At 70.0% G+C, this 25,832-nt stretch carries 26 protein-coding genes; 15 read left to right on the top strand and 11 right to left on the bottom strand.

The annotated features are described in order from the left end of the window. Positions 1 to 47: 47 nt before the first annotated feature. On the bottom strand, positions 48 to 1,571 hold the full coding sequence (locus AB0H86_RS38630; protein ID WP_362449825.1) for a TldD/PmbA family protein: 1,524 nt from the start codon (positions 1,569 to 1,571) through the stop codon (positions 48 to 50). A 289-nt stretch (positions 1,572 to 1,860) separates the two neighbouring features. Between AB0H86_RS38630 and fabG the strand changes: the two genes are divergently transcribed. The 3 genes from fabG to AB0H86_RS38615 all read left to right on the top strand — a co-directional run bounded on the left by fabG (position 1,861) and on the right by AB0H86_RS38615 (position 3,904). Next, positions 1,861 to 2,580 (top strand): 3-oxoacyl-[acyl-carrier-protein] reductase, encoded by a 720-nt coding sequence (gene fabG, locus AB0H86_RS38625; RefSeq protein WP_362449823.1) that lies wholly within the window; start codon positions 1,861 to 1,863, stop codon positions 2,578 to 2,580. A gap of 5 nt (positions 2,581 to 2,585) precedes the next feature. Next, positions 2,586 to 3,353 carry an enoyl-ACP reductase FabI gene (fabI, locus tag AB0H86_RS38620; RefSeq protein WP_362449821.1) on the top strand — a complete coding sequence of 256 codons (768 nt, stop codon included), beginning with the start codon at positions 2,586 to 2,588 and terminating at the stop codon, positions 3,351 to 3,353. Between the two features lie 173 nt (positions 3,354 to 3,526). Then, complete coding sequence (locus tag AB0H86_RS38615) at positions 3,527 to 3,904, top strand: hypothetical protein (protein WP_362449819.1); 378 nt, start codon at positions 3,527 to 3,529, stop codon at positions 3,902 to 3,904. Here AB0H86_RS38615 and AB0H86_RS38610 read toward each other — a convergent pair. Beyond that, entirely contained in the window at positions 3,855 to 4,574 is a 720-nt protein-coding gene (locus tag AB0H86_RS38610) for a FadR/GntR family transcriptional regulator (protein ID WP_362449817.1), read from the bottom strand. The two genes, AB0H86_RS38615 and AB0H86_RS38610, sit on opposite strands and share 50 nt — an antisense overlap. Before the next feature lie 70 nt (positions 4,575 to 4,644). Here AB0H86_RS38610 and AB0H86_RS38605 point away from each other — a divergent pair, with 70 nt between their 5' ends. The 4 genes from AB0H86_RS38605 to AB0H86_RS38590 all read left to right on the top strand — a co-directional run bounded on the left by AB0H86_RS38605 (position 4,645) and on the right by AB0H86_RS38590 (position 7,130). Continuing rightward, on the top strand, positions 4,645 to 5,985 hold the full coding sequence (locus tag AB0H86_RS38605; RefSeq protein WP_362449815.1) for an MFS transporter: 1,341 nt from the start codon (positions 4,645 to 4,647) through the stop codon (positions 5,983 to 5,985). 68 nt (positions 5,986 to 6,053) lie between these two features. After that, positions 6,054 to 6,170: an SGM_5486 family transporter-associated protein gene (locus tag AB0H86_RS38600; RefSeq protein WP_086023195.1), complete on the top strand. Its 117-nt coding sequence runs from the start codon at positions 6,054 to 6,056 to the stop codon at positions 6,168 to 6,170. A 169-nt stretch (positions 6,171 to 6,339) separates the two neighbouring features. Continuing rightward, the gene (locus tag AB0H86_RS38595) at positions 6,340 to 6,546 is read left to right on the top strand and encodes a hypothetical protein (protein ID WP_362449813.1); all 207 of its coding nucleotides are present in this window, start codon (positions 6,340 to 6,342) and stop codon (positions 6,544 to 6,546) included. A 65-nt stretch (positions 6,547 to 6,611) separates the two neighbouring features. Beyond that, positions 6,612 to 7,130: a histidine phosphatase family protein gene (locus AB0H86_RS38590; protein ID WP_362449811.1), complete on the top strand. Its 519-nt coding sequence runs from the start codon at positions 6,612 to 6,614 to the stop codon at positions 7,128 to 7,130. 90 nt (positions 7,131 to 7,220) lie between these two features. Here the strand turns inward: AB0H86_RS38590 and serB are convergent, their stop codons facing one another. Both serB and AB0H86_RS38580 read right to left on the bottom strand, forming a co-directional pair. Beyond that, positions 7,221 to 8,444 carry a phosphoserine phosphatase SerB gene (gene serB / locus AB0H86_RS38585; protein ID WP_362449809.1) on the bottom strand — a complete coding sequence of 408 codons (1,224 nt, stop codon included), beginning with the start codon at positions 8,442 to 8,444 and terminating at the stop codon, positions 7,221 to 7,223. 224 nt (positions 8,445 to 8,668) lie between these two features. Then, positions 8,669 to 10,831: a streptophobe family protein gene (locus AB0H86_RS38580; protein ID WP_362449807.1), complete on the bottom strand. Its 2,163-nt coding sequence runs from the start codon at positions 10,829 to 10,831 to the stop codon at positions 8,669 to 8,671. A gap of 240 nt (positions 10,832 to 11,071) precedes the next feature. Between AB0H86_RS38580 and AB0H86_RS38575 the strand changes: the two genes are divergently transcribed. After that, positions 11,072 to 13,642, top strand: a complete 2,571-nt coding sequence (locus tag AB0H86_RS38575; RefSeq protein WP_362449805.1) for an FHA domain-containing protein — start codon at positions 11,072 to 11,074, stop codon at positions 13,640 to 13,642. 74 nt (positions 13,643 to 13,716) lie between these two features. Here the strand turns inward: AB0H86_RS38575 and AB0H86_RS38570 are convergent, their stop codons facing one another. From AB0H86_RS38570 to AB0H86_RS38560, 3 genes are all read right to left on the bottom strand, one after another. After that, positions 13,717 to 14,517 (bottom strand): transglycosylase SLT domain-containing protein, encoded by an 801-nt coding sequence (locus AB0H86_RS38570; protein ID WP_362449803.1) that lies wholly within the window; start codon positions 14,515 to 14,517, stop codon positions 13,717 to 13,719. Positions 14,518 to 14,812: 295 nt separating this feature from the next. After that, the gene (locus AB0H86_RS38565) at positions 14,813 to 15,907 is read right to left on the bottom strand and encodes an S-adenosylmethionine:tRNA ribosyltransferase-isomerase (protein ID WP_362449801.1); all 1,095 of its coding nucleotides are present in this window, start codon (positions 15,905 to 15,907) and stop codon (positions 14,813 to 14,815) included. Continuing rightward, complete coding sequence (locus AB0H86_RS38560; RefSeq protein ID WP_362449799.1) at positions 15,904 to 16,599, bottom strand: SDR family NAD(P)-dependent oxidoreductase; 696 nt, start codon at positions 16,597 to 16,599, stop codon at positions 15,904 to 15,906. Before AB0H86_RS38560 ends, AB0H86_RS38565 begins: the two co-directional genes overlap by 4 nt. Before the next feature lie 186 nt (positions 16,600 to 16,785). On the opposite strand from AB0H86_RS38560, the gene AB0H86_RS38555 reads away from it, so the two are divergent. The 3 genes from AB0H86_RS38555 to chpE all read left to right on the top strand — a co-directional run bounded on the left by AB0H86_RS38555 (position 16,786) and on the right by chpE (position 19,000). Further along, a complete protein-coding gene (locus AB0H86_RS38555; protein ID WP_362449797.1) occupies positions 16,786 to 17,955 on the top strand; it encodes a GAF domain-containing sensor histidine kinase in 1,170 nt (389 codons plus the stop codon). After that, the gene (locus tag AB0H86_RS38550) at positions 17,948 to 18,589 is read left to right on the top strand and encodes a response regulator transcription factor (RefSeq protein WP_362449795.1); all 642 of its coding nucleotides are present in this window, start codon (positions 17,948 to 17,950) and stop codon (positions 18,587 to 18,589) included. Before AB0H86_RS38555 ends, AB0H86_RS38550 begins: the two co-directional genes overlap by 8 nt. 168 nt (positions 18,590 to 18,757) lie before the next feature. Beyond that, positions 18,758 to 19,000 carry a chaplin ChpE gene (gene chpE, locus AB0H86_RS38545; protein WP_362449793.1) on the top strand — a complete coding sequence of 81 codons (243 nt, stop codon included), beginning with the start codon at positions 18,758 to 18,760 and terminating at the stop codon, positions 18,998 to 19,000. A gap of 150 nt (positions 19,001 to 19,150) precedes the next feature. On the opposite strand, the gene AB0H86_RS38540 is transcribed toward chpE, so the two are convergent. Next, a complete protein-coding gene (locus tag AB0H86_RS38540) occupies positions 19,151 to 19,990 on the bottom strand; it encodes a hypothetical protein (protein ID WP_362449791.1) in 840 nt (279 codons plus the stop codon). A gap of 151 nt (positions 19,991 to 20,141) precedes the next feature. Here AB0H86_RS38540 and AB0H86_RS38535 point away from each other — a divergent pair, with 151 nt between their 5' ends. The 3 genes from AB0H86_RS38535 (at position 20,142) to AB0H86_RS38525 (ending at position 22,567) form a co-directional block, all read left to right on the top strand. Then, a complete protein-coding gene (locus AB0H86_RS38535; protein WP_362449789.1) occupies positions 20,142 to 20,939 on the top strand; it encodes an ABC transporter ATP-binding protein in 798 nt (265 codons plus the stop codon). A gap of 96 nt (positions 20,940 to 21,035) precedes the next feature. Continuing rightward, positions 21,036 to 21,467, top strand: coding sequence for an NfeD family protein (locus AB0H86_RS38530; RefSeq protein ID WP_362449787.1), 432 nt, complete (start codon positions 21,036 to 21,038; stop codon positions 21,465 to 21,467). Positions 21,468 to 21,619: 152 nt separating this feature from the next. Further along, entirely contained in the window at positions 21,620 to 22,567 is a 948-nt protein-coding gene (locus AB0H86_RS38525) for an SPFH domain-containing protein (protein WP_362449785.1), read from the top strand. 105 nt (positions 22,568 to 22,672) lie between these two features. On the opposite strand, the gene AB0H86_RS38520 is transcribed toward AB0H86_RS38525, so the two are convergent. The 3 genes from AB0H86_RS38520 to AB0H86_RS38510 form a co-directional block, all read right to left on the bottom strand. Beyond that, positions 22,673 to 23,179, bottom strand: a complete 507-nt coding sequence (locus tag AB0H86_RS38520; RefSeq protein ID WP_362449783.1) for an HNH endonuclease — start codon at positions 23,177 to 23,179, stop codon at positions 22,673 to 22,675. Positions 23,180 to 23,325: 146 nt separating this feature from the next. After that, positions 23,326 to 23,868 (bottom strand): YbhB/YbcL family Raf kinase inhibitor-like protein, encoded by a 543-nt coding sequence (locus AB0H86_RS38515; RefSeq protein WP_362449781.1) that lies wholly within the window; start codon positions 23,866 to 23,868, stop codon positions 23,326 to 23,328. A gap of 42 nt (positions 23,869 to 23,910) precedes the next feature. After that, entirely contained in the window at positions 23,911 to 24,693 is a 783-nt protein-coding gene (locus AB0H86_RS38510; RefSeq protein ID WP_362449779.1) for a sporulation protein, read from the bottom strand. A 137-nt stretch (positions 24,694 to 24,830) separates the two neighbouring features. On the opposite strand from AB0H86_RS38510, the gene AB0H86_RS38505 reads away from it, so the two are divergent. Next, the gene (locus AB0H86_RS38505) at positions 24,831 to 25,472 is read left to right on the top strand and encodes a DNA-3-methyladenine glycosylase (protein ID WP_362449777.1); all 642 of its coding nucleotides are present in this window, start codon (positions 24,831 to 24,833) and stop codon (positions 25,470 to 25,472) included. The last annotated feature ends 360 nt before the right edge of the window (positions 25,473 to 25,832 follow it).

Raw genomic sequence — 25,832 nt, 5'->3', positions numbered from 1 at the left:
TCCCAAGGGGTAACCCCCGGACCCCCAGCCGATCTCGGACTTGACGCTCATCGACCGGCCTCCTGCGTGGTGTTGAGAATGTTGACGCCCCTGAAGAGAGCCGACGGGCAGCCGTGCGAGACCGCCGCGACCTGCCCCGGCTGGGCCTTGCCGCAGTTGAAGGCGCCGCCCAGCACATACGTCTGCGGACCGCCCACCGCGGCCATCGAGCCCCAGAAGTCGGTGGTCGTCGCCTGGTACGCGACGTCCCGCAGCTGCCCGGTGATCCGCCCGTTCTCGATCCTGAAGAACCGTTGCCCGGTGAACTGGAAGTTGTAGCGCTGCATGTCGATCGACCAGGACCGGTCACCGACGACGTAGATCCCGCGGTCCACGCTCCCGATGAGATCCTCCGTGGACATCCCGGCCGGGTCCGGCTGGAGCGACACGTTGGCCATCCGCTGCACGGGCACATGCCCGGGGGAGTCCGCGAACGCGCACCCGTTGGACCGCTCGAACCCGGTCAGCCTCGCGATCCGCCGGTCCAGCTGGTAGCCGACGAGCGTGCCGTCCTTCACCAGGTCCCAGGACTGGCCCTCGACACCCTCGTCGTCGTACCCGACGGTCGCCAGGCCGTGCTCGGCGGTGCGGTCGCCGGTCACGTTCATCAGCTCGGAGCCGTAGCGCAGCTTGCCCAGCTGGTCGAAGGTCGCGAAGGAGGTGCCGGCGTAGGCGGCCTCGTAGCCCAGCGCCCGGTCCAGTTCCGTCGCGTGTCCGATGGACTCGTGGATGGTCAGCCACAGGTTGGACGGGTCGACGACCAGGTCGTACAGCCCCGCCTCGATGCTCGGCGCGCGCATCTTCTCGGCGAGCAGCTCGGGGATCTGCTCGAGTTCGCTGTCCCAGTCCCAGCCGCTGCCCGTGAGGTACTCCCAGCCACGCCCCACGGGCGGCGCGACGGTGCGCATGGAGTCGAACTCGCCGCTCGACTCGTCCACCGACACGGCGGTCAGCTGCGGGTGCAGCCGTACCCGCTGCTGGGTGGTGACGGTCCCGGCGGTGTCGGCATAGAACTTGTTCTCGTGCACGGTGAGCAGCGAGGCGTCGACATGGTTGACCCCGTTCGCCGCCAGCAGCCGCGCGCTCCACTCGGCCAGCAGCGCCGACTTCTCCTCGTCGGGCACGCTGAATGGATCGATCTCGTACGACGAGACCCACGTCTTCTCGGCGTGCACGGGCTCGTCGGCCAGCTCGACCCGCTCGTCCGAACCTGCCGCCTTGATCACCTGCGCGGACAGCTTGGCCATCTGGACGGCCTGCGACGCGACCTTGGCGGCGGCGTCGAGGCTCAGATCCACCCCGGACGCGAATCCCCACGTCCCGCCGTGCACCACCCGCACCGCGTACCCGAGGTCGGTGGTGTCCGACGAGCCCGAGGGTTTGGCGTCCCGCAACCGCCAGGACGCGCTGCGCACCCGCTCGAACCGGAAGTCCGCGTGCTGCGCGCCCAGCGCGCGGGCGCGGGCGAGCGCGGCGTCGGCGAGGGCGCGTAGAGGGAGTGCCGTGAAGGCTTCGTCGATGCTATGAGGCACCTGCGTCTCTTTCTGTCGACGTGATGGTCGTGGTCAGTGGTCCGTGGTCCGTGGTCGTGATCCGTGGTCCGTGGTCGCTCCGATCATGTCGTGCCGTCCCGCCCGCGGACCATACGTTTCCGACCGGCGCCCGCATGTTTCTGTAGGGATCCGACAGCGCGGCCCCTGAGCCACTGTGGGCGCCCGATTGTCCGCGCGCGGGCCGCGACCGATAGGTTTTCGGGGAGAAGCCGCCTGTCATCCAGGTGTCCGGGCGGGTGTGTCAGACCGCTATCGAAAGGGTGATCCGTTGAGCCGCTCGGTTCTCGTCACCGGAGGCAACCGGGGCATCGGCCTCGCCATCGCCCGCGCGTTCGCCGACGCCGGCGACAAGGTCGCCATCACCTACCGTTCGGGCGAGCCGCCGGCCGCCCTGACGGAGCTGGGCTGCCTCGCAGTCAAGTGCGACATCACCGACCCCGAGCAGGTGGAGCAGGCCTACAAGGAGATCGAGGCCGAGCACGGCTCGGTCGAGGTGCTGATCGCCAACGCCGGCATCACCAAGGACCAGCTCCTGATGCGGATGTCCGAGGAGGATTTCACCTCGGTCATCGACACCAACCTCACCGGCACCTTCCGGGTCGTCAAGCGTGCCAACCGCGGCATGCTGCGCGCCAAGAAGGGCCGTGTCGTACTGATCTCCTCGGTGGTCGGGCTGTACGGCTCCCCGGGGCAGGCGAACTACGCCGCCTCCAAGGCCGCCCTGGTCGGCTTCGCCCGCTCCCTCGCCCGTGAGCTGGGCTCCCGCAACATCACCTTCAACGTCGTCGCACCCGGCTTCGTCGACACCGACATGACGAAGATCCTCACCGACGAGCAGCGCGCCGGCATCGTGGCGCAGGTGCCGCTCGGCCGGTACGCGCGGCCGGAGGAAGTCGCCGCGACGGTGCGGTTCCTCGCCTCGGACGACGCCTCGTACATCACTGGAGCCGTCATCCCCGTTGACGGCGGACTGGGAATGGGTCACTGATCACCATGAGTGGAATCCTCGAGGGCAAGCGCGTCCTGATCACCGGTGTGCTGATGGAGTCCTCCATCGCCTTCCACACCGCCAAGCTGGCTCAGGAGCAGGGCGCCGAGATCATCCTGACCGCGTTCCCGCGGCCCACCCTGACCGAGCGCATCGCCAGGAAGCTGCCGAAGCCCACCAAGGTCATCGAGCTCGACGTCACCAACGACGAGCACCTCGGCCGGCTCGCCGACATCGTCGGTGAGGAGCTCGGCGGGCTCGACGGCGTCGTCCACTCCATCGGCTTCGCGCCGCAGGACGCGCTCGGCGGCAACTTCCTCAACACGCCCTTCGAGTCGGTCGCCACGGCCATGCACGTCTCGGCGTACTCCCTGAAGTCGCTGACCATGGCCTGTCTGCCGCTGATGCAGAACGGCGGCTCCGTCGTCGGCCTCACCTTCGACGCCCAGTACGCCTGGCCGCAGTACGACTGGATGGGCCCCGCCAAGGCCGCCCTTGAGGCCACCAGCCGCTACATGGCGCGCGACCTGGGCAAGCAGAACATCCGCTGCAACCTCATCTCCGCGGGCCCGATCGGCTCGATGGCCGCCAAGTCCATCCCGGGCTTCGCTGAGCTGGCCTCCGTGTGGGACAACCGCGCCCCGCTGGAGTGGGACCTCAAGGACCCGGAGCCGGCCGGCAAGGGCGTCGTCGCGCTGCTGAGCGACTGGTTCCCGAAGACCACGGGCGAGATCGTCCACGTGGACGGCGGACTGCACGCGGTCGGCGCCTGACAACGCCACCACGACACGGCTGAGGGGTGCGGGCCCGCGTCCGAAAGGACAGCGGGCCGCACCCCTCAGCCGTTCGGCTCATTCGACCGGGCGGGCAGCGGCCACAACCGCGCACTCTGGAGTAGGCGTTCCTCATACGCTCCCCTCCCCAGCCCGGCCGAGGAGGTCCCCTTGTGCGCCTGTCCCGCAGCCTGGCCTCAGTGACTGTCGCCGTCTGTCTCGTGCTGTCCCTGCCGTACGACGCGACGCCGCACGCGCGCGTGCACGCACGCACGGCCGTCGCCCCGGAACCGTTCGGCGCCACCTGCCGCAGCCGGATCACCGGCTCCCGCGTGACCGCCTACTGCCACAACCCGTATGTGCCGGTCGACCACGTCAGCCTGCACATCGAGTGCGACCGCTGGTGGGACCTCGACAGTGACGGTGCCGCGGTCGCGGCCGGGCCCGCGCAGACCGTGCGCCTGACCGGCCGCTGCTGGAAGGAGGTCCGCTCGGTGTGGGTCAGCCACCGTCAGCGGCCGCAGGACCGGAAGGAACGGCCGGCTCGCTGAACCGGCCCGGACGGCACAGGAACGGATAGCTCGCGGCCTCCGCTGCCGCCGCCGGGGCGTCACCCGCGCGGATCGCGTCGACGAGCCGTGCGTGGTCCATGTGCGCCTCCGGCGTCAGCTCCGCGCCGACATCCTCACGCAGCCAGTCCCGCAGCACCTCGCCCAGGTCGGCGTACATCGCGGACATCACGTCGTTGTGGGAGGCGGCCACCACCGCCAGGTGGAAGGTCGCGTCCGCGGTCACGAAGGCCTCCGCGTCGCCCGAGTCCCAGGCCACCTCGCGTCGCACCAGGAGCGCGTCGAGCTGCTTGAGGTCCTTCTCCGTGCGCCGCTCGGCGGCCAGCCGCGCGGCCGACGACTCCAGCGTGGACCGCAGTTCGGCGATGTGCCGGGGGTCCGCGTCCGCGAAGCGGCGCTGCATCACACCCGCCAGCTCACTGGTCGCCACGACAAAGGTGCCCGAACCCTGACGGATGTCCAGCAGACCGTTGTGCGCGAGCGCTCGGACGGCCTCGCGGACGGTGTTGCGCGCGACACCGAGCTGCTCGACCAGTTCGGGCTCCGTCGGGATCCGGGAGCCGACCGGCCACTCGCCCGAGGTGATCTCGTGCCGCAGCGCGGCGATGACCTGCTCGGACAGTGCCGACCGGCGGGGATGGCTCAGAGGCATGGCACACCTTCGCACGGGCGGGGCCGATGCGGGCGACCCGGAAGTGGACAACCAATCATCCCATGATTCTATGATGGTCGGCATGCCACGCGAGGAAACCCGGACGACGAACGCCCCGAACGTACGCGATGCGCCGAACGCACCCGGTTCACGCGGATCGGCCACGAGCGACTTCCAGGGAGCCGCCGTGCCCGCAGGTGGCACCACGCGCGCGTGGGCGACCCGTCTGGTCGTCGTCGGCATCGTGCTCTCCGCCCTGAACCTGCGCCCCACCATCACCAGTCTCGGCGCGCTCCTCGAAGAGGTCCGCGACGGACTCGGCATGAGCGGCGGCGTGGCCGGACTCCTCACCTCCGTACCCCCGCTCTGTTTCGGCGTCTTCGGCGTCATGGCCCCGCGACTGGCCCGCCGCTTCGGAGCGGGCGCGGTGGTGTGCGCGGGCATGGTCGCCATCAGCGCGGGCCTGCTCATACGGCCGTACGCGGGCGGCGCGGCCGGATTCCTGGCCGCCAGCGCCCTCGCCCTCATGGGCATCGCCGTCAGCAACGTCCTGATGCCCGTCATCGTCAAGCGCTGGTTCCCGGACCGGGTCGGCTCCATGACCGGCCTCTACTCGATGGCCCTCGCGCTCGGCACGGCGTCCGCGGCGGCCGTGACCGTGCCGATGACCGAGGCGCTCGGCGGCAGCTGGCGTTCCGGGCTCGCCGTGTGGGCCGTCCTGGCGGCGACCGCCGTCCTGCCGTGGATTCCGCTCGTACGGGACCGGAGCACCGGCTCGCCCGCTTCCGCGACGGCCGAACCCAAGCGGGAGGAGGCACCGGCCGCGATACGGATCACCCGGAGCCGTACCGCCTGGGCGCTCGCCGTCTTCTTCGGCCTCCAGGCCACCTCCGCCTACATCACCATGGGCTGGATGGCGCAGATCTTCCGGGACGCGGGCGTGCCCGCGAGCACGGCCGGACTGCTGCTCGCCGTCACGATGGCCATGGGCGTGCCGCTGGCCTTCGTCATCCCGCGCGTCGCCACCCGGCTGCCGCACCAGGGGCCGGTCGTCCTGGTGCTCGGCGTCTGTGGCCTGGCGGGGTACGCGGGCCTGTACTTCGCGCCGGCCGCCGGCTCCTGGGCCTGGGCCGTGCTGCTCGGCATCGCCAACTGCGCCTTCCCGCTCGCCCTCACGATGGTCGGGATGCGGGCCCGGACCGGTGCCGGCGTCGCCCAGCTGTCGGCCTTCGCGCAGAGCACCGGCTACCTGATCTCCATCCCGGGCCCGCTCCTGGTGGGCGTGCTCTACCAGAGCAGCGGCGGCTGGGACCTGCCGATCGCCCTGATGGCGGCCCTGATGCTGCCGCAGATGGTGGTGGGCGTCCTCGCGGGACGCAACCGCACGGTGGAGGACGAGGCGGCCCGCTGATCCGGTGCGGGAACCCCTGACCTCACCCCGGGGGAGCCGTCGCGGGGGACCGGTGCGAGACTTGCCGTATGCCAGTGCTCGACCCGAACCCCCAGAACGGCCAGAAGAAGATGCTGCTGGTCTTCGGCTCGTTCTTCGCCATCTTCGTGATCATCGCCATCATCGCGACGATCGCCTCGCCGTGAACTGATCGTTGTGCCCAGGGGTGGGGCTAGCCCCACCATCCCCTAGGGGGTGAGTGTCAGGGTCAACTGGGTGGATCACCGGATGGGTTGACAGGCGCGGATTCCGTAGCTTCGAGATGTGGCCGCGAAAGGCGGACCACGGACCACTCGAAGAGCAGCGGAGGCACCCATGTCGGCCCCTATGCACACCCGGCCCCACTCGGCCCCTCGGGACGGTCTCGACATCCGGCTGCCCTGGTGGGCGCTTGCCCTGCCGACGCTCGCCTTCGTCGTGCTGCTGGCGCTGATCCTGAACCCCACGGACGCCCAGGCGGCGACCGGGGACCCCGCCGTCACCCGGCTCTTCGAGCACGTCCAGCAGCTGATATCGCGCTGAGCACGGCCGGAGCCGCCCGTCAACTCCTCGCGCCCCATGGCCTGTTTCATGCGAAGCTGGATCCCATGAGCGTCGCAGAATCCCGCAGGATCGTCCTCTTCCGGCATGCGAAGGCCGACTGGCCACAGGTCGCCGATCATGAGCGGCCGCTCGCCGATCGTGGCCGAAAGGACGCGGCCGAAGCCGGACGGAGGCTGGCCGACACCGGCCTCTCCTTCGATGTGGCCCTGTGCTCCACCGCGATCCGGACCCGTGAGACCTGGAAGCTCGCCGTCCAGGAATTCGCGCAGCGACCGAAGACGGTCTACGAGGAGCGGATCTACGAGGCCTCGCCCGGTGAGCTGATCGCCCTGCTGAACGAAACCCCCGACGACGCGCAGCGCGTCCTCCTGGTCGGCCACAACCCGGGTGTGCAGGGCCTCGCGGACATCCTCGCCGGCTCGGCCGAGGGCGATGCCCGTGACCGGATGAGCCTGCGCGGCTTCCCTGCCGCCGCCTTCGCCGTCCTGTCCTTCAGCGGCTCCTGGAAGGCCCTGGAGCCGGGCGTGGCGACCCTCCTCGACTACTGGGCACCGTCCGACTGACCGACCCCCGCGAGACATGCGAAGAGGGGCCCGGCAGTGCCGGGCCCCTCTTCGCATGCGGTCCTGCTCAGTTCCCGCACGACGTCCTGCTCAGTCCTCCACGTGCGCGTCCGCCGCCTCGACCTCTTCGCGGGTGACGCCCAGCAGATACAGGACCGTGTCCAGGAACGGGAAGTTCACCGCGGTGTGCGCGGCCTCCCGCACCACCGGCTTGGCGTTGAAGGCGACCCCGAGTCCGGCCGCGTTCAGCATGTCCAGATCGTTGGCACCGTCACCGATCGCCACCGTCTGGGACAGCGGTACGCCCGCCTCGGCGGCGAACCGGCTCAGCAGCCGCGCCTTGCCCGCGCGGTCCACGATCTCGCCGGTGACCTTGCCGGTCAGCCTCCCGTCGATGATCTCCAGCGTGTTGGCCTGGGCGAAGTCGAGCCCCAGCCGCTCCTTCAGATCATCGGTGACCTGGGTGAACCCACCCGACACCACGCCGACTTGGAAGCCGAGCCGTTTCAGCGTACGGATCAGAGTGCGCGCCCCGGGCGTCAGCCGCACCTCGGCGCGGACCTTGTCCACCACCGAGGCGTCCAGCCCTTCCAGCAGCGCCACGCGTGCGTGCAGCGACTGCTCGAAGTCCAGTTCACCGCGCATCGCCGCCGCGGTCACCTCGGCGACCTTGTCCTCACAGCCGGCGTGCGCGGCGAAGAGCTCGATCACCTCGTCCTGGATGAGCGTCGAGTCGACGTCCATCACGACCAGGCGCTGCGCCCGCCGGTGCAGACCGGCCGCGACCACCGCGACATCGACGCCGAGCGCCGCCGCCTCGGTCATCAGGGCGGTGCGCAGGACTTCGGTCTCCACCCCGGACACCGCGAACTCCACGGCCGTCACGGGATACTTGGCCAGTCGGAAGATACGGTCGATGTTGCCGCCGGCCCGGGTGATACGAGCGGCGATCGCCGCCGTCGCCTCCGCGGTCAGCGGATGTCCGAGCACGGTGACCAGGGAACGCCCAAGCCCACGCGGCCGGTTGTCGCCGTGGCCGGAGATGATCTCCGCCTGCATCTTCATCGACTCCGCCCAGCTGTGGACGGTGGCGCGCAGATCGCCGTCGAGACCGCGGTCCGGCGCGGTCACGAGGGCGCACAGCACTATCCGACCACGGGTGACGACCTGCTCGATGTCGACCACGTCGACGGAGTAGGCGGCGAGGGTGTCGAAGAGTCCGGCCGTGATGCCTGGCCTGTCCTTCCCGAAGATCTTGACGAGAAGGGTGGGGGCGTCAGAGGACTCATAGGACGAGGTCTGCGAAGCGCTCATGGTGGTTCCACCGTAACCGGCACCCAGTGCCTCCCGCTCCCGAGGTCCGTCTGACGGACACGGAACACTCGATGGCGGCCTGGTGGACCTGACCTTACGACTCGACCATCGTTGCGCGGCGCGGACCACCGCGGCGACGGTCACGGGGCGACTCCGTTGTCGAAGACGGTGCGACCACGGCATCGCATGGGGCCCTAGGAGCCGGGGCCGCTCGGGCGCGCGGGTCAGTCTCGTCCCCGCTTCGGCCTCCTCGGCGGCGGGGGAGGAGGCGGGGGCGGCGGTGGCGGTGGCGGTGGCCCGTCGTCCGGCGTGGACGGCGGGCGCTCTTCGGACCTCGGCTCGGGAGGCCTGCGGGGTGCCCGTGGAGGCGGCCCGAGCGGCCGGGCCACCGTGGGCGCGCCGTACATGTCGGCACCGGGCGGGCGCCCCGCCCCGGGCACCGCCCCAGCCCCAGGTGCCGGCCTTGTCTGCGGCGGTCGCGCGTCCTGCGGTTCCCGCATCTCCTCCGGCACCCGCAGATACGGATTGGTGGCCGGGTTCGGCGGCCGGTGCGGCTCGCTGGGGGAGTAGGGCCCGGACTCACCCGCGTGCGGACCTCGGGGCTCCGCCGGGTACGGCTTCGATCCCGCGCCGGGCTCACCTGGGTGCGGCGGCATCCCGGGCTCACCTGGGTACGGCGGCACCCCGGGCGCACCTGGGGGCGGCGGCACCCCGGGCCCGCCCGCGTAGGGCCCTCCACGCTCAGCCGCGTACGGATCCGCCGGACCACCCTCGTGGGATCGCCCAGGCTCACCCCCGTACGCCTGCCCGGCCCCACCGGCGTACGGCCCTCCGGCCCCGGTCCCGGCCACATACCGACCCTCCGGCCTCCCCGGCTCACCCCCGTACGGCCCGCCGCCCTCACCCCCGTACCGAACACGCCCCCCGTCCTCCGTCCCCGGAGCCCCCACACTCCGCACCCCCGCCACGTCCCCCCGTGCCAGCGGCGCCGCCCGCTGCCCCGCCGCTCCCGTCGCACGGGCGAGCAGCGCGCCGAGGGCTCCGGCGACCGCACCCCACAGCGCGCCGAGAAGCAACGCCATACCGAGATGCCCGTGCAGGTCGATTCCGGCGCCGAACGCGTCGAAGCCCAGCACGGACAGCGAGGCGTCCACCGACACCTCCGTCAGCCAGGCGAGCAGGGGGAGCGTCAACGCGGTCGCGATCCCCAGCCGTAGGGCACACCGCCCCGCGAAACCGAGGGCCCCGGGGCCCCGTACAGCGAACCCCGCCCCCACCGGAGTCCGCACAGCCATCAGGACCCCCGCCAACAGCATCATCAGCGCCGTCGCGATGCCCAACAGCCACACCCGACCGTCCAGTTCGGCCAGGCGGCCCAGTGTGATGGACTGGTTCGAGCCGTTGCCCAAGAGGTCGTCCAGGGGGGCCGGAAGGACCCTGGTCAGTTCGCCCGTCGCCCTGCCGTCCCACGGCACGAACAGGCCGATCGGCACGCCCAGCCACACCCCGTTCGGCGCGCCCAGCAGCGCCGCTCCCGCGATCCGCTTCGGATGGTCGTCCCCGATCGCCGCGTACGCCGCCGCGGCGAACCCCGCGGCCACCGCCACCAGCAGCACCGTGACGAGGGCGGACGCGGCCGGCCGGACCACCCGGTGCACGACCTCCCAGCCGCGTGGCAGCGGGGTCCGGCGCGAGGCCAGCAGCGCGATCAGCAGGATCCCGGCCGACCAGCCGAGCCCGCCGAGCAGGGTCGCCGCGGTGTCCACCGTGAAGCCGACCGCCGCCTTCGCGTCGATGAGGCCGCCGATCCGGTCCGGCAGCAGCCCCCCGATGTCCCCGATGTCGCCCACCCCGGGAATCTCGATGCCGCCGCCCCCGCCACCGCCACCGCCGGTCAGGTCGTCCAGACCCAGCGAACTCCCGTCGATCGTGATGACGTCGTGCCCCGCCCAGGCCAGCCCGCCCAGCGTGGCCACGAACACCGCGATCACCGCGCCCGCGCGCGCGAGGAGTTCGGACGGGGCGATCACAACTCCGGCCGTGCGCAGGGACCGTAGGAAGAACCACGACAACAGCAGCCCGCCCACCAGGCTCACTCCCAGTGGCGTGATCTCTATGGCAGTCGCCGCTTCCGCGCCCGTCAGGCCGAACGCGGACACATCGCCGGACGGAGTGACAGAACCACCCGCACCGAGAGCCACAACCGCCGCGGTCATCGGGCCGAGCGAGCTCGCCGTATCGGCCTCGAGCAGATGCAGACCGAGCGCCGCCGTACCCGCCATCCCGATCAACGCCCAGCTCACGGAGGCGATCGCGGAGAGCAGGATGTCGACCCACGGCAGCCTCGTGCCCGGCTTCGTGGTCTCGACGCTCATGGACGCACTCATGGCAGACCCCCCGATCCGCTGCGCGGCCGAGTCGCCGCGCATGTCCCCCTCGCGTGGATTACCACTCTCCGGGCCGGTTTCAACCCCGTCAACGGAAACAGTCGAAGCCGGCGTACTCCGCCTTCCCAAGGCCCGACTTTCGGTCAGGGGGCCGAGCCTGAAATAGTTCCCGACGATGTTCGACATCCCTAGACTCCCTGTGATGGGGGTAACTCGGGGGACTACTCAGTGGGGCATGGAGTGCCGGAACTCGTACTGGAATTGAACGGACGGACCTGGACGCTCGATGCGTCCAGGCCATACACCCTCGGACGTGATCCGCAGGGGGACGTGATACTCGAAGACGCCAGGGTGTCGTGGCGGCACGCCACGATCAGCTGGAGTGGCCGCAGTTGGGTCATCGAGGACCACGGCAGCACCAACGGCACGTTCGTGCGGGGGCAGCGGATCCACCAGATGGAGATCGGCCCCGGCTCGTCCGTGCACCTCGGCAACGCGACCGACGGACCGCGCCTGAACCTCTCCGGTGCCGCGGCCGCGGCCGCCGTCGACTCGCCGCAGGCCCAGCCCCAGCAGCAGCCGTACGCGGCCCAGGGCGCCGGTCCCGGCTGGGCGGCGGCCCCGCCCCAGCAGGCCCCGCCTCAGCAGGTGCCGCCCCAGCAGGCCGCGCAGCCCGGCTGGCAGCAGCCGCAGCAGGGCGTGCCGCAGGTCCCGCAGCAGCAGGGCCAGGGCGCGCCGTACGCGCAGCAGGTTCCCGGTGGTGGCGCGGGGGCGCCGCCGGTGTACGGCGACCGCAGCCCCACCACGTTCCACCAGTTCTCGCTGGGCCGCGTGATGCGGATCGGCCGCGCGCTGGAGAACGAGCTGGTCGTCTCCGACCTCCAGGTCTCCCGGCACCACGCGGAGTTCCACGCCACGCCCGACAGCCGTTTCGAGATCCGTGACCTGGGCTCGCACAACGGCACGTACGTCAACGGCCAGCCGATCGCCAAGGGCGGCACGCAACTGCTCGGCCCGAACGACATCGTCGGTGTCGGCCACTCCACGTTCCGCCTGGTCGGGGACCGTCTCGAGGAGTTCGTCGACACCGGTGAGGTGTCCTTCTCGGCCCGCCATCTGACCGTCACGGTCGACGGTGGCAAGCAGATCCTCAAGGACGTCTCCTTCGGCGTCCCGGAGAAGTCGCTGATCGCGGTCATCGGTCCGTCCGGTTCCGGCAAGTCGACGCTCCTGAAGGCGCTCACCGGGTACCGGCCCGCCAACCAGGGCGACGTCCTCTACGACAACCGGAACCTCTACAAGCAGTTCGCCGAGCTGCGCCAGCGCATCGGTCTGGTCCCGCAGGACGACATCCTGCACAAGGAACTGACCGTCAAGAAGGCCCTCAAGTACGCGGCCAAGCTGCGCTTCCCCGCCGACACCACGGGCGCCGAGCGCCAGGCCCGTATCGACGAGGTACTGCGCGAACTGAAGCTGGACATCCACAAGGAGAAGAAGGTCACCTCCCTCTCCGGCGGCCAGCGCAAGCGCGTCTCGGTGGCTCTGGAGCTGCTCACCAAGCCATCGCTGATCTTCCTGGACGAGCCGACCTCCGGCCTCGACCCGGGCATGGACCGCGACGTCATGCAGCTGCTGCGCGGCCTCGCCGACGACGGCCGTACGGTCCTCGTCGTCACGCACTCCGTCGCCGAGCTGGCGATCTGCGACAAGCTCCTCGTGATGGCGCCCGGCGGCTCGGTCGCCTACTTCGGTCCGCCGGAGGAGGCCCTGAACTTCTTCGGCTACGACACCTGGGCCGACGTCTTCTCCGCCTTCGAGAACTACCGCGACTACGACTGGGCGGGCCGCTGGAAGGGCTCGCAGCACTACCAGATGTACGCCGCGGACATCGACGCCGTCGCACCACAGTCCGTACAGATGCCGCCGATGCAGGCGATGAAGCCGCCGAAGCCGCAGGGCTGGATGTCCCAGTTCGTCACCCTGGTGCGTCGCTACACCTCGGTGATCGCCTCCGACAAGGGCTTCCTGGCCCTGATGGTGATCCTGCCGGCGGTCCTCGGCGCGGTGAGCCTGCTCATCGACTCGGGCAACAGCCTGCTGCCCAACCCGGCGAACCCGAAGACCGGCCGGATCGTCCCGAACGGCACGGCCACCACCGTCCTGCTGATCCTCGCGGTCGGCGCCTGCTTCGCGGGCGCCGCGAACTCCGTCCGTGAGCTGATCAAGGAACGGGTCATCTACGAGCGGGAACGCGCCACCGGCCTGTCCCGCTCCGCGTACCTGATGTCCAAGGTGTTCGTGCTCGGCCTGATCACCGTGTTCCAGGGCCTGCTGGTCGGTGTCATCGGGTTCGCCAGCCGGGAGATCCCGACACAGGGCCTGGTCCTCGGCAGCGCCACCATGGTCGAGCTCTCCATCCCGATCATGGCGCTGGGCTTCACCTCGATGATGTTCGGCCTGATCATCTCCTCGCTGGTGAAGACGGCCGAGAAGACCATGCCGCTGTTGGTCATGTTCGCGATCATCCAGGTCGTGTTCACCGGCTGCCTGTTCACCCTGAATGGCGCGGTCGGCGTCAACGAGTTCTCGTATCTGATGCCGTCCCGCTGGGCGGTCGCCGCCGCGGGCGCCACGCTGGACTTCAACAAGATCAGTCCGCCCAAGGACGGCGGCGACAGCGACCCGCTGTGGGAGCACACGGTCGGCGCCTGGGGCATGGACATGGCCGCCCTGATCGTCCTCGGTGTGATCTGCGGCTTCTTCGTGGCCCGCTTCCTGCGCCGCCACGAGCCCGAGGTCATGCGCAAGTGAGTGTCTTTTTACGACGGTGAAGGGCGGCACCCGGTGAGGGTGCCGCCCTTCGGCGTGAAGAGGTCCGCGCGGCCTCAGTACGCGCTGTTGACGTTGTCCATCGAGCCGTACTTGTCGGCCGCGTAGTTCGCGGCGGCGGTGATGTTGGCGACCGGGTTGTAGATGTTCCAGGACGTGCCCGAGACGTGGTACGTCTGGAATGTCGGCGGGATGACCTGGAGCAGCCCCTTCGACGGGATGCCGTTGATGGCGTTGATGTCCCAGTTGTTGATCGCGTTCGGGTTGCCCGAGGACTCCCGGATGATGTTGCGGTACAGACCGTTGTACGAACCCGGGATGCCCTTGGACTTCATGATGTCCAGGGATTCCCTGATCCAGCCGTCGAGGTTGTTGGTGTAGGTCTTCGCGGCGACGGCCTTGACGTGCGGACGCTTGGCGGCCCGGCTCGCGGCCTTCTTCTCGCGCGCCTGCTCGGCCTTCTTGGCGGCGGCCTCGGCGGCCTTCTTCTTCGCGGCGGCCTTGGCCTTGGCCTCTGCCTTCGCCTTGGCTTCCGCCTTGGCCTTGGCTACCGCCTTCACCTTGGCTTGCGCCTTCGCCTCGGCCTCTGCCTTGGCCTTGGCCTCCGTCTTCGCCTCGACGGCCTTGCCCGAGCCGGCACCGGTGAGCTGCTCGGTGGCGCCCGACTGGAGGCCCTTGAGCTGCTCGGAGCTGTAGGCCACGTGTGCGGGGGCGGAGGCCGCCTCGGACGTGGTCGTCTGTCCGCCCGGAACCGCGGTGAACGCGATCGCGGCGGCGCTGAGCGTGGCGGCACCGGCGATCCCGATCTTGTGCGTGCGGGTCAGGGCGCGACTTCGGGACTTGATGTTCTGGAGCATGCGAATGGACCTCTTCGAATAGCGCGGAGGTCGCTCGTCGTCCGGTGAGGGACGGGTGCTTCTGGCACAAACGCCGCGGACGAACCCACGGCGCTGAGCGACGGCAGCCATTCTTAGCGGCCGCAAAATGCCCAGGCAAAGGTGTGACGTACGACCCCGAGTAGTGGATCGGGGAAGGGCAAAACGGGACAGACTAGAACGTCTGCCCCGTTCAGGTAGGAACCCTTTGTCTCCTATCTCTCCTCGTACGTGATGTGCGCCCTATGTCCGGGCTCACATCGAGCGCATAGAAGTCTCACCAACCGTTGCTGGCGCAATGCTGTGTGTGAGGGTTCTCCCCCGGGAGGACGAGGTGCACATCCCCGAACTCGTGCCACAGGTAGAGCCCGCGCAGCGCCTCCTCGTAACCGCGCTCGACCGCGGCCCGTCCGGCGATCGCCTCCAGCATCAGCAGATGCGAGGCCTCCGGCTCGTGGAGGCCGGTCAGCAGCCCGTCCACCACCCGCACCCCGCGCTCCGGGGTGACCACGAGATCGGTCCACCCCGCACGGGCGCGGACGACCCCGTCGGGCCCGGCCGCCGACTCCACGGCCCGTACGGCCGTCGTACCGACCGCCACCACCCGCCCGGCCCCCGCCCTCACCGCGTTGATCAACTCCGCCGAGGCCTCCGACACCGCGAACCGCTCCGGATACGGCGGCTCGTGCGCCTCCGCCGAGGCCACCCCGGCGTGCAGCGCGACCGGCGCGAACCGGACACCCCGGCTCACCAGCTCCGCCACCAGCCGTGCGGTGAACGGCCGCGCCGCGCTCGGCATCTCCGCACTGCCCGACCCGTCCGGCGAAGGCAGCGCGAACACCGTCTGGTACACGGACAACGGCTGGTCCCGCTCCGTGTAGGAGTAACGAATGGGCCGTCCGTACTCCCGCATCAGCCCGAGGACCCCCGAGCCCTTCGCCGCCGACACCCGAGCCCACCACAGCCGCTCGCTCCCCGCGCCCACCGGCTCCTCCAGCACCAACCGCACCCCCGCGGGCAGCCGCACCTCCGTCCCCGTGGGCCCACCCGCACGCGCGCGCGTGGTGCCCGTTCCGTCGGGATCCCGCAGCTCCACCGCCCACCGCCCGTCGTCCCCGAACGTGGAGAAGTGCACCACCACGCGCGCGTCCCCGATCCGCCCGTCCACGGCCGCCGCCAGCGTGGGGGACGTATTGACGATCAACAGATCCCCCGCCCGCAGCAGCCGTGGCAACTCCACGAACACGCGGTGCGACACCTCCGTGCCCCGCGACACCAGCAGTCGTACGGCGTCCCGGTCCCGCCCGCGCCCCCGCTGCTCGGCCGGCACCCGCGCCGACAACTTCTCCGGCACTCGCACGGCAAGCGTCATCGTGACTCCAGCAGCGCGACAGCCCCGTACCGCCCGCTCGCGGGTCGCTCGTCCAGCAGCCGCAGGAACGCCGGCACCACGGTCACCGGCTCCGGCCGCGGGTCCTCGTCCTCCGGTACGGCCGCCGCGTACAGGTCCGTCGCCATGTCCCCGGGGTCGACCGCCCAGACCCGCAACCCGGGCTCCTCCTCGCTCAGCACCGCCGCGAGATGGTCCAGGGCCGCCTTCGACGCCCCGTAGCCGCCCCACGTCTCGTACGCCTCCGTGGCCGCGTCCGAGCTGACCGTGATCACCGTGCCCGCCGCGGAGGCCCGCAGCAGAGGCAGTGCCTCCTGGACCAGGCCGAGCGCGGCCACCACGTTCACCTCCAGCGCCCGCCGCAGTCCCTCCAGCGGCAGCTCCGCCAGCCGGACCAGCGGTTCGGCACCCAGCGCGCTCGCGTTGCCGACCAGCAGGTCGACCCCGCCGAGCTTGGAGGCCGCCGCCACCAGCTCGCCGCGATGGGCGGCGTCCGTCACGTCCCCTGGCAGGGCCGTCACGCGCGTCCCGTGCGCGGACACGGCCTCGGCCGCCTCCGCGAGGGCCTCGGCGCCCCTGGCGTCGAGCACCAGATCCCAGCCCCGGCCGGCCAGGGCGTCGGCCAGCGCCCGTCCCAGCCCCTTCGAGGCCCCCGTGATGATCGCTACCGGCATGACACACGTCCCCTCGTCCTCGACGTCTCCTGATCGACGTGCCCCCAACGTAGGAACCGGGTCACCCCCGCCGCCTCGGACGCGGGCCGCAGACAGGTGAGGCCCTTCGCCCTAGGTCCCCCGCCCTAGGCGACGGCCGCCACAGGTCCGATACGGACTGTCACACCCCGCCGGTACCGTGAGGGCATGAGTCAAGGACCCCGGTCCGGCCTCGCAGCGGTGAGCTCCGCGCTGCTGGCCATGAGCAGGCACCTGGAGGTGCGCGACGTCCTCAAGACGATCGTCGCCTCCGCGCGTGAACTGCTCGACGCGCAGTACGCCGCGCTCGGCGTCCCCGACGATCACGGCGGCTTCGCCCAGTTCGTGGTGGACGGCGTCAGCGACGCCCAGTGGAAGGCCATCGGCCCGCTCCCGCGCCAGCACGGCATCCTCGCGGCCATGCTGCAGGAGGCCCGCCTGGAGCGCCTCGCCGACGTGCGCAAGGACCCCCGCTTCGAGGGCTGGCCCTCCGCCCACCCCGAGATGTCGGACTTCCTGGGCCTGCCGATCCGCGACGGCGACGAGGTCATCGGCGCCCTGTTCCTCGCGAACAAACTGCGTCCCGGGGAGGGGGACCTCCGGGGCCCCGAGCCGGAGAGCCGGTGCGGCTTCACCGAGGAGGACGCGGAACTCCTGGGGATCCTCGCCCAGCACGCGGCGATCGCCCTCACCAACGCCCGCCTGTACGAACGCAGCCGCGAGCTGACCATCGCCGAGGAACGCTCCCGGCTCGCCCATGAGCTGCACGACGCGGTCAGCCAGAAGCTGTTCTCCCTGCGCCTGACGGCCCAGGCCGCCGCAGCCCTGATCGACCGAGACCCGTCCCGCGCCAAGGGCGAACTCCAGCAGGTGGCCGTGCTCGCCGCCGAGGCCGCCGACGAACTGCGCGCCGCGGTCGTGGAGTTGCGCCCGGCGGCACTGGATGAGGATGGCCTGGTCGCGACCCTCCGCACCCACGTCCAGGTCCTCGACCGGGCGCACACCGCGCGCGTGACCTTCGTCAGCCACGGCGTCCGCGCGCTGCCCGCCGCCCAGGAGGAAGCCGCGCTCCGCGTCGCTCAGGAGGCACTGCACAACGCCCTGCGTCACTCGGGTGCCGAACACGTCCAGGTGGCCGTCGACCGACGCGACGGCGGTGCCGTGCTCCGGGTGACGGACGACGGCAGCGGCTTCGATCCGAAGACCGTACGCCGCGCGGGGCGCCACCTCGGCCTGGTCTCCATGCGGGACCGGGCGAGCGGGGTCGGCGGCACACTGACCGTGGAATCGGCGCCCGGCAAGGGCACCACGATCGAGCTGGAGGTCCCCGGTGGCTGACCCAATCAAGGTGCTGCTCGTCGACGACCACCAGGTGGTCCGCCGGGGGCTGCGCACGTTCCTGGAGGTCCAGGACGACATCGAGGTCGTGGGCGAGGCGGCCGACGGCGCCGAGGGCGTCGCCCGTGCCGAGGAACTGAAACCCGACGTGGTCCTCATGGACGTCAAGATGCCGGTCATGGACGGCGTCGAGGCGCTGCGCAAACTCCGCGAACTGAACAACCCCGCGCGCGTCCTCGTCGTCACCAGCTTCACCGAGCAGCGCACGGTCGTCCCGGCCCTACGAGCCGGCGCCGCCGGGTACGTCTACAAGGACGTCGACCCCGACGCCCTGGCCGGCGCCATCCGCTCCGTCCACGCGGGCCACATCCTCCTCCAACCGGAGGTCGCGGGCGCCCTGTTGTCACAGGAGGTCAGCAACTCGGGCCAGGGCAGGGGCGGTTCGCTCACGGAGCGGGAGCGGGAGGTGCTCGGGCTGATAGCGGACGGCCGCTCCAACCGAGAGATCGCCCGCGCCCTGGTCCTGTCCGAGAAGACCGTCAAGACGCACGTCTCGAACATCCTGATGAAACTCGACCTGGCCGACCGCACCCAGGCGGCCCTGTGGGCCGTACGCCATGGTGTGACCGGCTGAAACGCGCCCGGCGGGCACTCCCCGCGGCAATACGGAGCGTTCCACTCCGGTCTGAGATTCATACCGTCGTGGGAATGTCCCCCGGATGGCGCATCCTTCGCCGATCTCCGCCGTTCTCCAGTGCGTGCTGCGGCGACTGCCGCGGCAATCGCTAGGGAGGGCTCAGAAGTGAAGAACCTGAAGAAGGCAGCGGCCGTGACGATGGTGGCCGGCGGACTGATCGCCGCCGGTGCCGGAATGGCTTCCGCCACCGACGCGCACGCCGACGGCAAGGCCGTGGGCTCCCCGGGCGTCGCCTCGGGCAACCTCGTCCAGGCCCCGGTGCACATCCCCGTGAACGCGGTCGGCAACAGCGTGAACGTCATCGGCGTGCTGAACCCCGCCTTCGGCAACCTCGGCATCAACCGCTGACACCCGTCGCCGACGGGCAATGACCTCCGGCCTCCCGGGCCCACCCGGGAGGCCGGTCCTTTTGTCGTGCGAACGATCCGAACGGGCAGCGGCGGTCGAATCCCCGTATCGACCTTCGGATCAGCTATGAACGCCCACACCAACGACCGATCACCGCACGCCCCTCTCCCGCTCCTCCACAAACGCGTTGTACGCGGCGACAACCGCCCGCCGAGCCGTCCGCTCCACCGGCCGCAGAGCCTCGGAACGCGCCCCCATCTCAGCGGAGCTGACCGCGCCCCCATGCCCGTTCTCGTACGCCAGGGAAACGAGCAGCCCCACCCGCTGCGCCAACTCCAGCACCCGCACCGCCCGCGGCGGATACCCCGGCGCCAGCACCTCCCGACCCCTCCCGCCCGTCGCCCGACCACCGCCCCTCAACGAGGCGCTGCGCGCCGCCCCCTCGACTCGCGCCCGGTACGCCTCGACCGCGGCCTCCGCCACCGGCCCCGACCCGGCCACGTCCAGTCGCGTGAGCACCGCGGTCGCATCCCGCAGCGCCTCCGCCAGCTCCCGCTCGGCCTCCCCGAGCGACGGCACGTCCGCGGGCGGCGCCTCCCGTACGGGAAGCACATGCCACACCACCTCGGCATGCACATCACCCTCGGGCCCGACCTCGTACACCTCCGGCACCAGCCCGAGCGCGGCCCCATGACAGACCACGGCCTCCTCCGCGTCCAACGCCCGCGCGTTGAACTCCGGCGGTCCGCTCAGCCCCAGCGGATGCCCGGACGCGGGCAGCGCGACCCGCAGCCCCGCCACCCCGAGCGACCGCAGCCGCCCCAGCGCGAGCGTGAGACCGACGGGCACCGACTCACCCGGCAGCCCCTCCACCCGGTGCACGGCGTCCTCGCCCACGATGGCGAGTACGGCGTCGTCCGGCGAGACAAGTCCGGCCAACAGGGCATTTCCCCAGGCGGCAAGGCGTCCTGAACGTGGTTCCGAAAGCATGCCTCCACCCTAAGGACCGGACCGATGGAATGGAGCTGCCGACCGGTGGCGTAGATTTCTTCGAGGGCTGCGCCCACCGGCGCGGCGGATCGAGCCACAGCCGAACGCGACAGCCGAGACCGGCCACACAGCAAGGGGAGACAACGCGCTCATGAGCGATGTTCTGGAGCTTCAGGACGTATCCGTGGTCCGCGAGGGCCGGGCTCTGGTGGACCAGGTCTCCTGGTCGGTGAAGGAGGGCGAGCGCTGGGTCATCCTCGGCCCGAACGGCGCCGGCAAGACCACCCTCCTGAACGTCGCGTCCAGCTACCTCTACCCCAGCAAGGGCACCGCCACCATCCTCGGCGAGACCCTCGGCACCCCCGGCACCGACGTGTTCGAACTGCGCCCGCGCATCGGCATGGCCGGCATCGCCATGGCGGACAAGCTCCCCAAGCGCCAGACCGTCCTGCAGACCGTACTCACCGCCGCCTACGGCATGACCGCCGGCTGGCAGGAGGAGTACGAGGACGTGGACGAGCGGCGCGCCCGCGCCTTCCTCGACCGCCTGGGCATGACCGAGTACGTGGACCGCAGGTTCGGGACGCTCTCCGAGGGCGAGCGCAAGCGCACCCTCATCGCCCGCGCGCTCATGACCGACCCCGAGCTGCTGCTCCTCGACGAGCCCGCCGCCGGCCTCGACCTGGGCGGCCGCGAGGACCTGGTACGCCGCCTCGGCCGTCTCGCCCGCGACCCGATCGCGCCCTCGATGGTCATGGTCACCCACCACGTCGAGGAGATCGCCCCCGGCTTCACCCACGTCCTGATGATCCGTCAGGGCAGGGTGCTCGCGGCCGGCCCGCTGGAGCTCGAACTCAGCTCCCGCAACCTCTCCCTCTGCTTCGGTCTCCCGCTCGTCGTCGAGCAACTCGGCGACCGCTGGACCGCACAGGGCCTCCCGCTGTCCTGAAACCCCGTCCGGACCATGTGAAAACCCGGGTAAGAAGCTGTTCCAAGGCGCCATGCGCCCTGTCGGCGGCAGGACTTGCAGCCCTACCATGACCACGTGAACGACATCGACGCGTGGGTGTGGTGGCTCGTCGGCGCGGCAGCGCTCGGAATCCCGCTCGTGGTGACCGCGATGCCGGAGTTCGGCATGTTCGCGGTGGGTGCGGTGGCCGCCGCCGTCGCGGCCGGATTGGGCGCGGGCGTGGTCGTCCAGGTGCTCACCTTCGTGATCGTCTCGATCGCCCTCATCGCCGTCGTACGGCCCATCGCCAGCCGGCACCGCTCACAGCGACCCCAACTCGCCACCGGCGTGGACGCGTTGAAAGGCAGACAAGCCGTCGTCCTGGAACGCGTCGACGGCTCCGGCGGCCGGATCAAGCTCGCCGGCGAAGTCTGGTCGGCCCGCTCCCTCGACACCGGCATCGCCTTCGAAGTAGGCCAGGAAGTGGATGTCGTGGAGATCGAGGGCGCGACTGCGATCGTCATGTGACTTTGCCAGTTGGGGCATGACGTAACCGCATGACGTAACTGGACGGAACGGCCACGAGGCACGCGACGGTCTGTCAGACTCGACCAGCAAGATCTTCAACAACCATAAGATCTTCCAAAAACGCCGAGGCGGAGAAGGGTTCGGGGAACACGATGGAACCGGTCATCATCGTTTTGATCATCCTGGTGGTGTTGGTCTTCATCGCCTTGATCAAGACGATCCAGGTCATCCCGCAAGCGAGCGCGGCCATTGTCGAACGTTTCGGCCGCTACACCCGGACACTCAACGCGGGCCTCAACATCGTCGTCCCGTTCATAGACACCATCCGCAACCGCATCGACCTGCGTGAACAGGTCGTGCCGTTCCCGCCGCAGCCGGTGATCACCCAGGACAACCTGGTCGTCAACATCGACACCGTCATCTACTACCAGGTGACCGACGCCCGGGCCGCGACCTACGAGGTCGCCAGCTACATCCAGGCGATCGAGCAACTCACCGTCACCACGCTCCGCAACATCATCGGCGGTATGGACCTGGAGCGGACACTGACCTCCCGCGAGGAGATCAACGCGGCCCTGCGCGGTGTCCTCGACGAGGCCACCGGCAAGTGGGGCATCCGCGTCAACCGCGTGGAACTGAAGGCCATCGAACCGCCCACCTCCATCCAGGACTCGATGGAGAAGCAGATGCGCGCCGACCGTGACAAGCGCGCCGCGATCCTCACCGCGGAAGGCACCCGCCAGGCCGCCATCCTCACCGCCGAAGGCGAGAAGCAGTCCCAGATCCTGCGCGCCGAAGGTGAGGCCAAGGCCGCCGCCCTGCGCGCAGAGGGCGAGGCCCAGGCCGTCCGTACGGTCTTCGAGGCGATCCACGCCGGCGACCCGGACCAGAAGCTCCTCTCCTACCAGTACCTCCAGATGCTCCCGAAGATCGCCGAGGGCAACGCCAACAAGCTCTGGATCGTGCCCAGCGAGATCGGCGACGCCCTCAAGGGCCTGTCCGGCGCCATGGGCAACTTCGGTGGCATGGGCGGCGGTTCGGGCGGAGGCAACTCCGGTAACGGCGCCACGGAACGCCGAGAGAATCCGCCGATCGACTGACGTCGCCTCAAAACAAAGGTTCCCCGCACCCCCCAAGGGGCGCGGGGAACTGTGCGACCAGCCACAACGGACCCGCAGCCGCAACACAACCGATCCCGGCAGACGCTACGCGGCCTCCCGCGCCAGCCACTCCGGCAACGCACCGAAGTTCTCGTTGCCCAGCGCCAACAGCATCGCGTCAGCCGGCGTCGGCTCGAACGGCAGTCGCAGCAGCGGCATGTCCGCCTCCTCCGGAGTCCGGTTCGCCTTGCGGTGGTTGTCCTGCGCGCACGAGGCCACCGTGTTCAACCAGGTGTCCTGACCACCCTGCGACCGCGGCACCACGTGGTCCACGGTCGTCGCCCGCCTGCCGCAGTACGCGCACCTGTGCCTGTCCCGCACCAGAACACCCCGCCTGGACCACGGGGCTTGTCTTCGGAAAGGCACCCTCACGTACCTGCACAGCCTGATCACCCGGGGCGCCGGTATGTCGACCGCGGCTCCCCGCATACGCAGTTCGGGGTGGGACTGCTCGACGACGGCCTTGTCCTGCAGCACCAGAACGACGGCTCGGTTCAACGTCACTGTCGACAGCGGCTCGAAGCTCGCGTTCAGTACCAGCGTGTCCCGCATGACCAGCCCACCTCCCGTGTGCACCCGCCCGCCCCTCGACGGACTGGGATCAACTCTGGCCGGGCACGCCGAGATGGACAACGAAATAAAAAGTGCCCGCCCCTGATCACTTCCAAGACCAGGGACGGGCAAACGTTCTACGAACGTCAGGCTTCTTGGGCGGGCACCTCGTACTCACCGACCAGTTGGGCACGCGCGATCGTGTGGAACCGCAGGTTGAAGCCCACAACAGCGGGAGAGGCGTCCGAGTCGGGACCGAGCTTCTCCTGGTCCACCGCGTACACCGTGAACACGTACCGGTGCGGTCCGTCCCCTGGCGGTGGCGCGGCACCACCGAACTCCTTCGTCCCGTAGTCGTTCCGCGCCTGTACGGCACCCTTCGGCAGGCCCTCGAACTTGCCGCTGCCGGCACCCGACGGCAACTCGGTCACCGAGGCCGGGATGTCGAAAAGGACCCAGTGCCAGAACCCGCTGCCGGTCGGAGCGTCGGGGTCGTAGCAGGTCACGGCGAAGCTCTTGGTCTCGGGCGGGAAGCCCTCCCACCGCAGCTGCGGCGAGGTGTTGCCGGCCGCGTGGACCTGAGCGTCCTTGAGTGTCACGCCCTCCGTGACGTCCTCGCTCGCCACCGTGAACGACGGCACGGGCGGATGGAAGTCGTGGGGGAGCGGCCGCCTCTTGAGCTCGGTCACCTCGGTACCTCCTGATCGGTTCTGGAGTCTGTGATTCCGAGCCTAGAGCCAGTTGCGCTTGCTGCCGACCTCGGACAGCCACTGATTGAGGTAAGCCGCCCAGTCGGTGCCCTGGTAGTCGTGCAGACCCACCTGGAACGACCGGAAGGTGTCGCTGCTCTCGCTGAACAGACCCGGCTTCTTGTCCATCTCCAGGATGACGTCCATCGCGCTCGCGTCGGCGACGAAGCTCAGCTCGACCTGGTTCAGCCCCCGGTACTGCTGCGGCGGCAGGAACTCGATCTCCTGGTAGAACGGCAGCCTCTGTCGCGTACCCCGGATGTGGCCGCGCTCCATGTCCGCGTTCTTGAACCGGAAGCCCAGCTGGATGAAGGCGTCCAGGATCGCCTTCTGCGCGGGCAGCGGGTGCACGTTGACCGGGTCGAGGTCACCGGAGTCCACCGCCCGGGCGATCTCCAGTTCCGTGCTCACTCCGATGTGCATCCCCGGCAGCGAGTGCCCGTCGATCGTCGTGATCGGCGTCTCCCACGGGATCTCCAGCCCGAACGGGACCGTATGAACGGCGCCCGCCTTCAGCTCGAAGGCGCCGCCGAGCCGCTCCTTGGTGAACTCGATGTCCTGCTTGTACTCCTGGTCACCGCTCTCGACCTCGACCTTGGCCTGCAGACCGACCGACAGCGCCTCGATCTGCTGGTCGACGGACCCACCCTGGATCCGCACCTCACCCTGGACGACACCACCCGGAACGACGTTGACCTCGGTCAGCACCGTCTCCACCGAAGCCCCGCCGGCCCCCAGGCTCGCGAGCAGCTTCTTGAACGCCATGTCTCTCCCTCTCGTGTGGATCCTTGATCCTTAGAAACGCGTTCCGGTCGCGGCCGGTTCCGTGTCCTCACCCTGGCAAGGCGAACGCCCCCGCACCACCCCGTTGCGCCCACCCGTCTGCACTACCCTCGGACGGCATGATCGCGACCCCCGACCGTACGCCCCTCTCCAGGGAGTTCTTCGACCGACCTGTCCTGGAAGTCGCCCCCGACCTCCTGGGCCGCACCCTCGTACGCACCACGCCGGACGGTCCGATCGCCCTCCGCCTGACGGAGGTCGAGGCCTACGACGGTCCGAGCGACCCCGGCTCCCACGCCTATCGGGGCCGCACGGCCCGCAACGATGTGATGTTCGGTCCCCCCGGACACGTGTACGTCTACTTCACCTACGGCATGTGGTTCTGCATGAACCTGGTGTGCGGTCCCGAGGACAGGGCGAGTGCTGTTCTGCTCCGCGCCGGCGAGATCGTCGAGGGCGCCGAACTGGCGCGCAAACGTCGACTATCGGCCCGAAATGACAAGGAACTGGCCAAAGGGCCCGCCCGCCTCGCCACGGCCCTGGGCGTGGACCGCGCCCTGGACGGCACGGACGCCTGCACCCCGCAGGACACCCCGCTACGGATGCTGACCGGTACGCCCGTCACTTCCGACCAGGTACTGAACGGCCCCCGCACCGGGGTGGCCGGCGACGGAGGTGTCCACCCCTGGCGCTTCTGGATCGCCAACGACCCGACCGTGAGCCCCTATCGGGCCCACGTGCCCAAGCGTCGCCGAAGTTGACGCACCTTCCCAAGGTGCGTAAGGTAGCCCGAGCCGCTTGACCCGGGTACGGCGTTCGCCTGCAGCCGGAAGCGGCCAACCCACTACCTATGACTCCCTTCAGCGGGGGCGAGTTCGGCGTGTCCGCACGTCTGAATTCGGAACCTGCGGAACTCGATTATGAGTTGGCTGGGGAGTCGGCTAACGTAGTGAATGTCGAAAGGCCGACAGGCGAAAGCCAAAGCCTAACGGCAAATCCCCTCCGACAGGGAATCGGGCCCGAAAGGATCTGATAGAGTCGGAAACGCAAGACCGAAGGGAAGCGCCCGGAGGAAAGCCGCGAGAGAGTCTCTCGGGTGAGTACAAAGGAAGCGTCCGTTC

Origin of the sequence: Streptomyces sp. NPDC050997, assembly GCF_040660135.1 — a bacterium.
GTDB lineage: Bacteria > Actinomycetota > Actinomycetes > Streptomycetales > Streptomycetaceae > Streptomyces.
The sequence above is the reverse complement of the archived record's forward strand: the minus strand, read 5'-3'. Positions and strand labels throughout refer to the sequence as shown.

Coding starts and splice junctions, on each gene's coding strand:
- fabI (WP_362449821.1), top strand. CDS start 2,586: ATGAGTGGAATCCTCGAGGGCAAGCGCGTCCTGATCACCGGTGTGCTG.
- AB0H86_RS38610 (WP_362449817.1), bottom strand. CDS start 4,574: ATGCCTCTGAGCCATCCCCGCCGGTCGGCACTGTCCGAGCAGGTCATC.
- AB0H86_RS38605 (WP_362449815.1), top strand. CDS start 4,645: ATGATGGTCGGCATGCCACGCGAGGAAACCCGGACGACGAACGCCCCG.
- AB0H86_RS38600 (WP_086023195.1), top strand. CDS start 6,054: ATGCCAGTGCTCGACCCGAACCCCCAGAACGGCCAGAAGAAGATGCTG.
- AB0H86_RS38595 (WP_362449813.1), top strand. CDS start 6,340: ATGTCGGCCCCTATGCACACCCGGCCCCACTCGGCCCCTCGGGACGGT.
- AB0H86_RS38590 (WP_362449811.1), top strand. CDS start 6,612: ATGAGCGTCGCAGAATCCCGCAGGATCGTCCTCTTCCGGCATGCGAAG.
- serB (WP_362449809.1), bottom strand. CDS start 8,444: ATGAGCGCTTCGCAGACCTCGTCCTATGAGTCCTCTGACGCCCCCACC.
- AB0H86_RS38580 (WP_362449807.1), bottom strand. CDS start 10,831: ATGAGTGCGTCCATGAGCGTCGAGACCACGAAGCCGGGCACGAGGCTG.
- AB0H86_RS38570 (WP_362449803.1), bottom strand. CDS start 14,517: ATGCTCCAGAACATCAAGTCCCGAAGTCGCGCCCTGACCCGCACGCAC.
- AB0H86_RS38565 (WP_362449801.1), bottom strand. CDS start 15,907: ATGACGCTTGCCGTGCGAGTGCCGGAGAAGTTGTCGGCGCGGGTGCCG.
- AB0H86_RS38560 (WP_362449799.1), bottom strand. CDS start 16,599: ATGCCGGTAGCGATCATCACGGGGGCCTCGAAGGGGCTGGGACGGGCG.
- AB0H86_RS38555 (WP_362449797.1), top strand. CDS start 16,786: ATGAGTCAAGGACCCCGGTCCGGCCTCGCAGCGGTGAGCTCCGCGCTG.
- AB0H86_RS38540 (WP_362449791.1), bottom strand. CDS start 19,990: ATGCTTTCGGAACCACGTTCAGGACGCCTTGCCGCCTGGGGAAATGCC.
- AB0H86_RS38535 (WP_362449789.1), top strand. CDS start 20,142: ATGAGCGATGTTCTGGAGCTTCAGGACGTATCCGTGGTCCGCGAGGGC.
- AB0H86_RS38525 (WP_362449785.1), top strand. CDS start 21,620: ATGGAACCGGTCATCATCGTTTTGATCATCCTGGTGGTGTTGGTCTTC.
- AB0H86_RS38520 (WP_362449783.1), bottom strand. CDS start 23,179: ATGCGGGACACGCTGGTACTGAACGCGAGCTTCGAGCCGCTGTCGACA.
- AB0H86_RS38510 (WP_362449779.1), bottom strand. CDS start 24,693: ATGGCGTTCAAGAAGCTGCTCGCGAGCCTGGGGGCCGGCGGGGCTTCG.
- AB0H86_RS38505 (WP_362449777.1), top strand. CDS start 24,831: ATGATCGCGACCCCCGACCGTACGCCCCTCTCCAGGGAGTTCTTCGAC.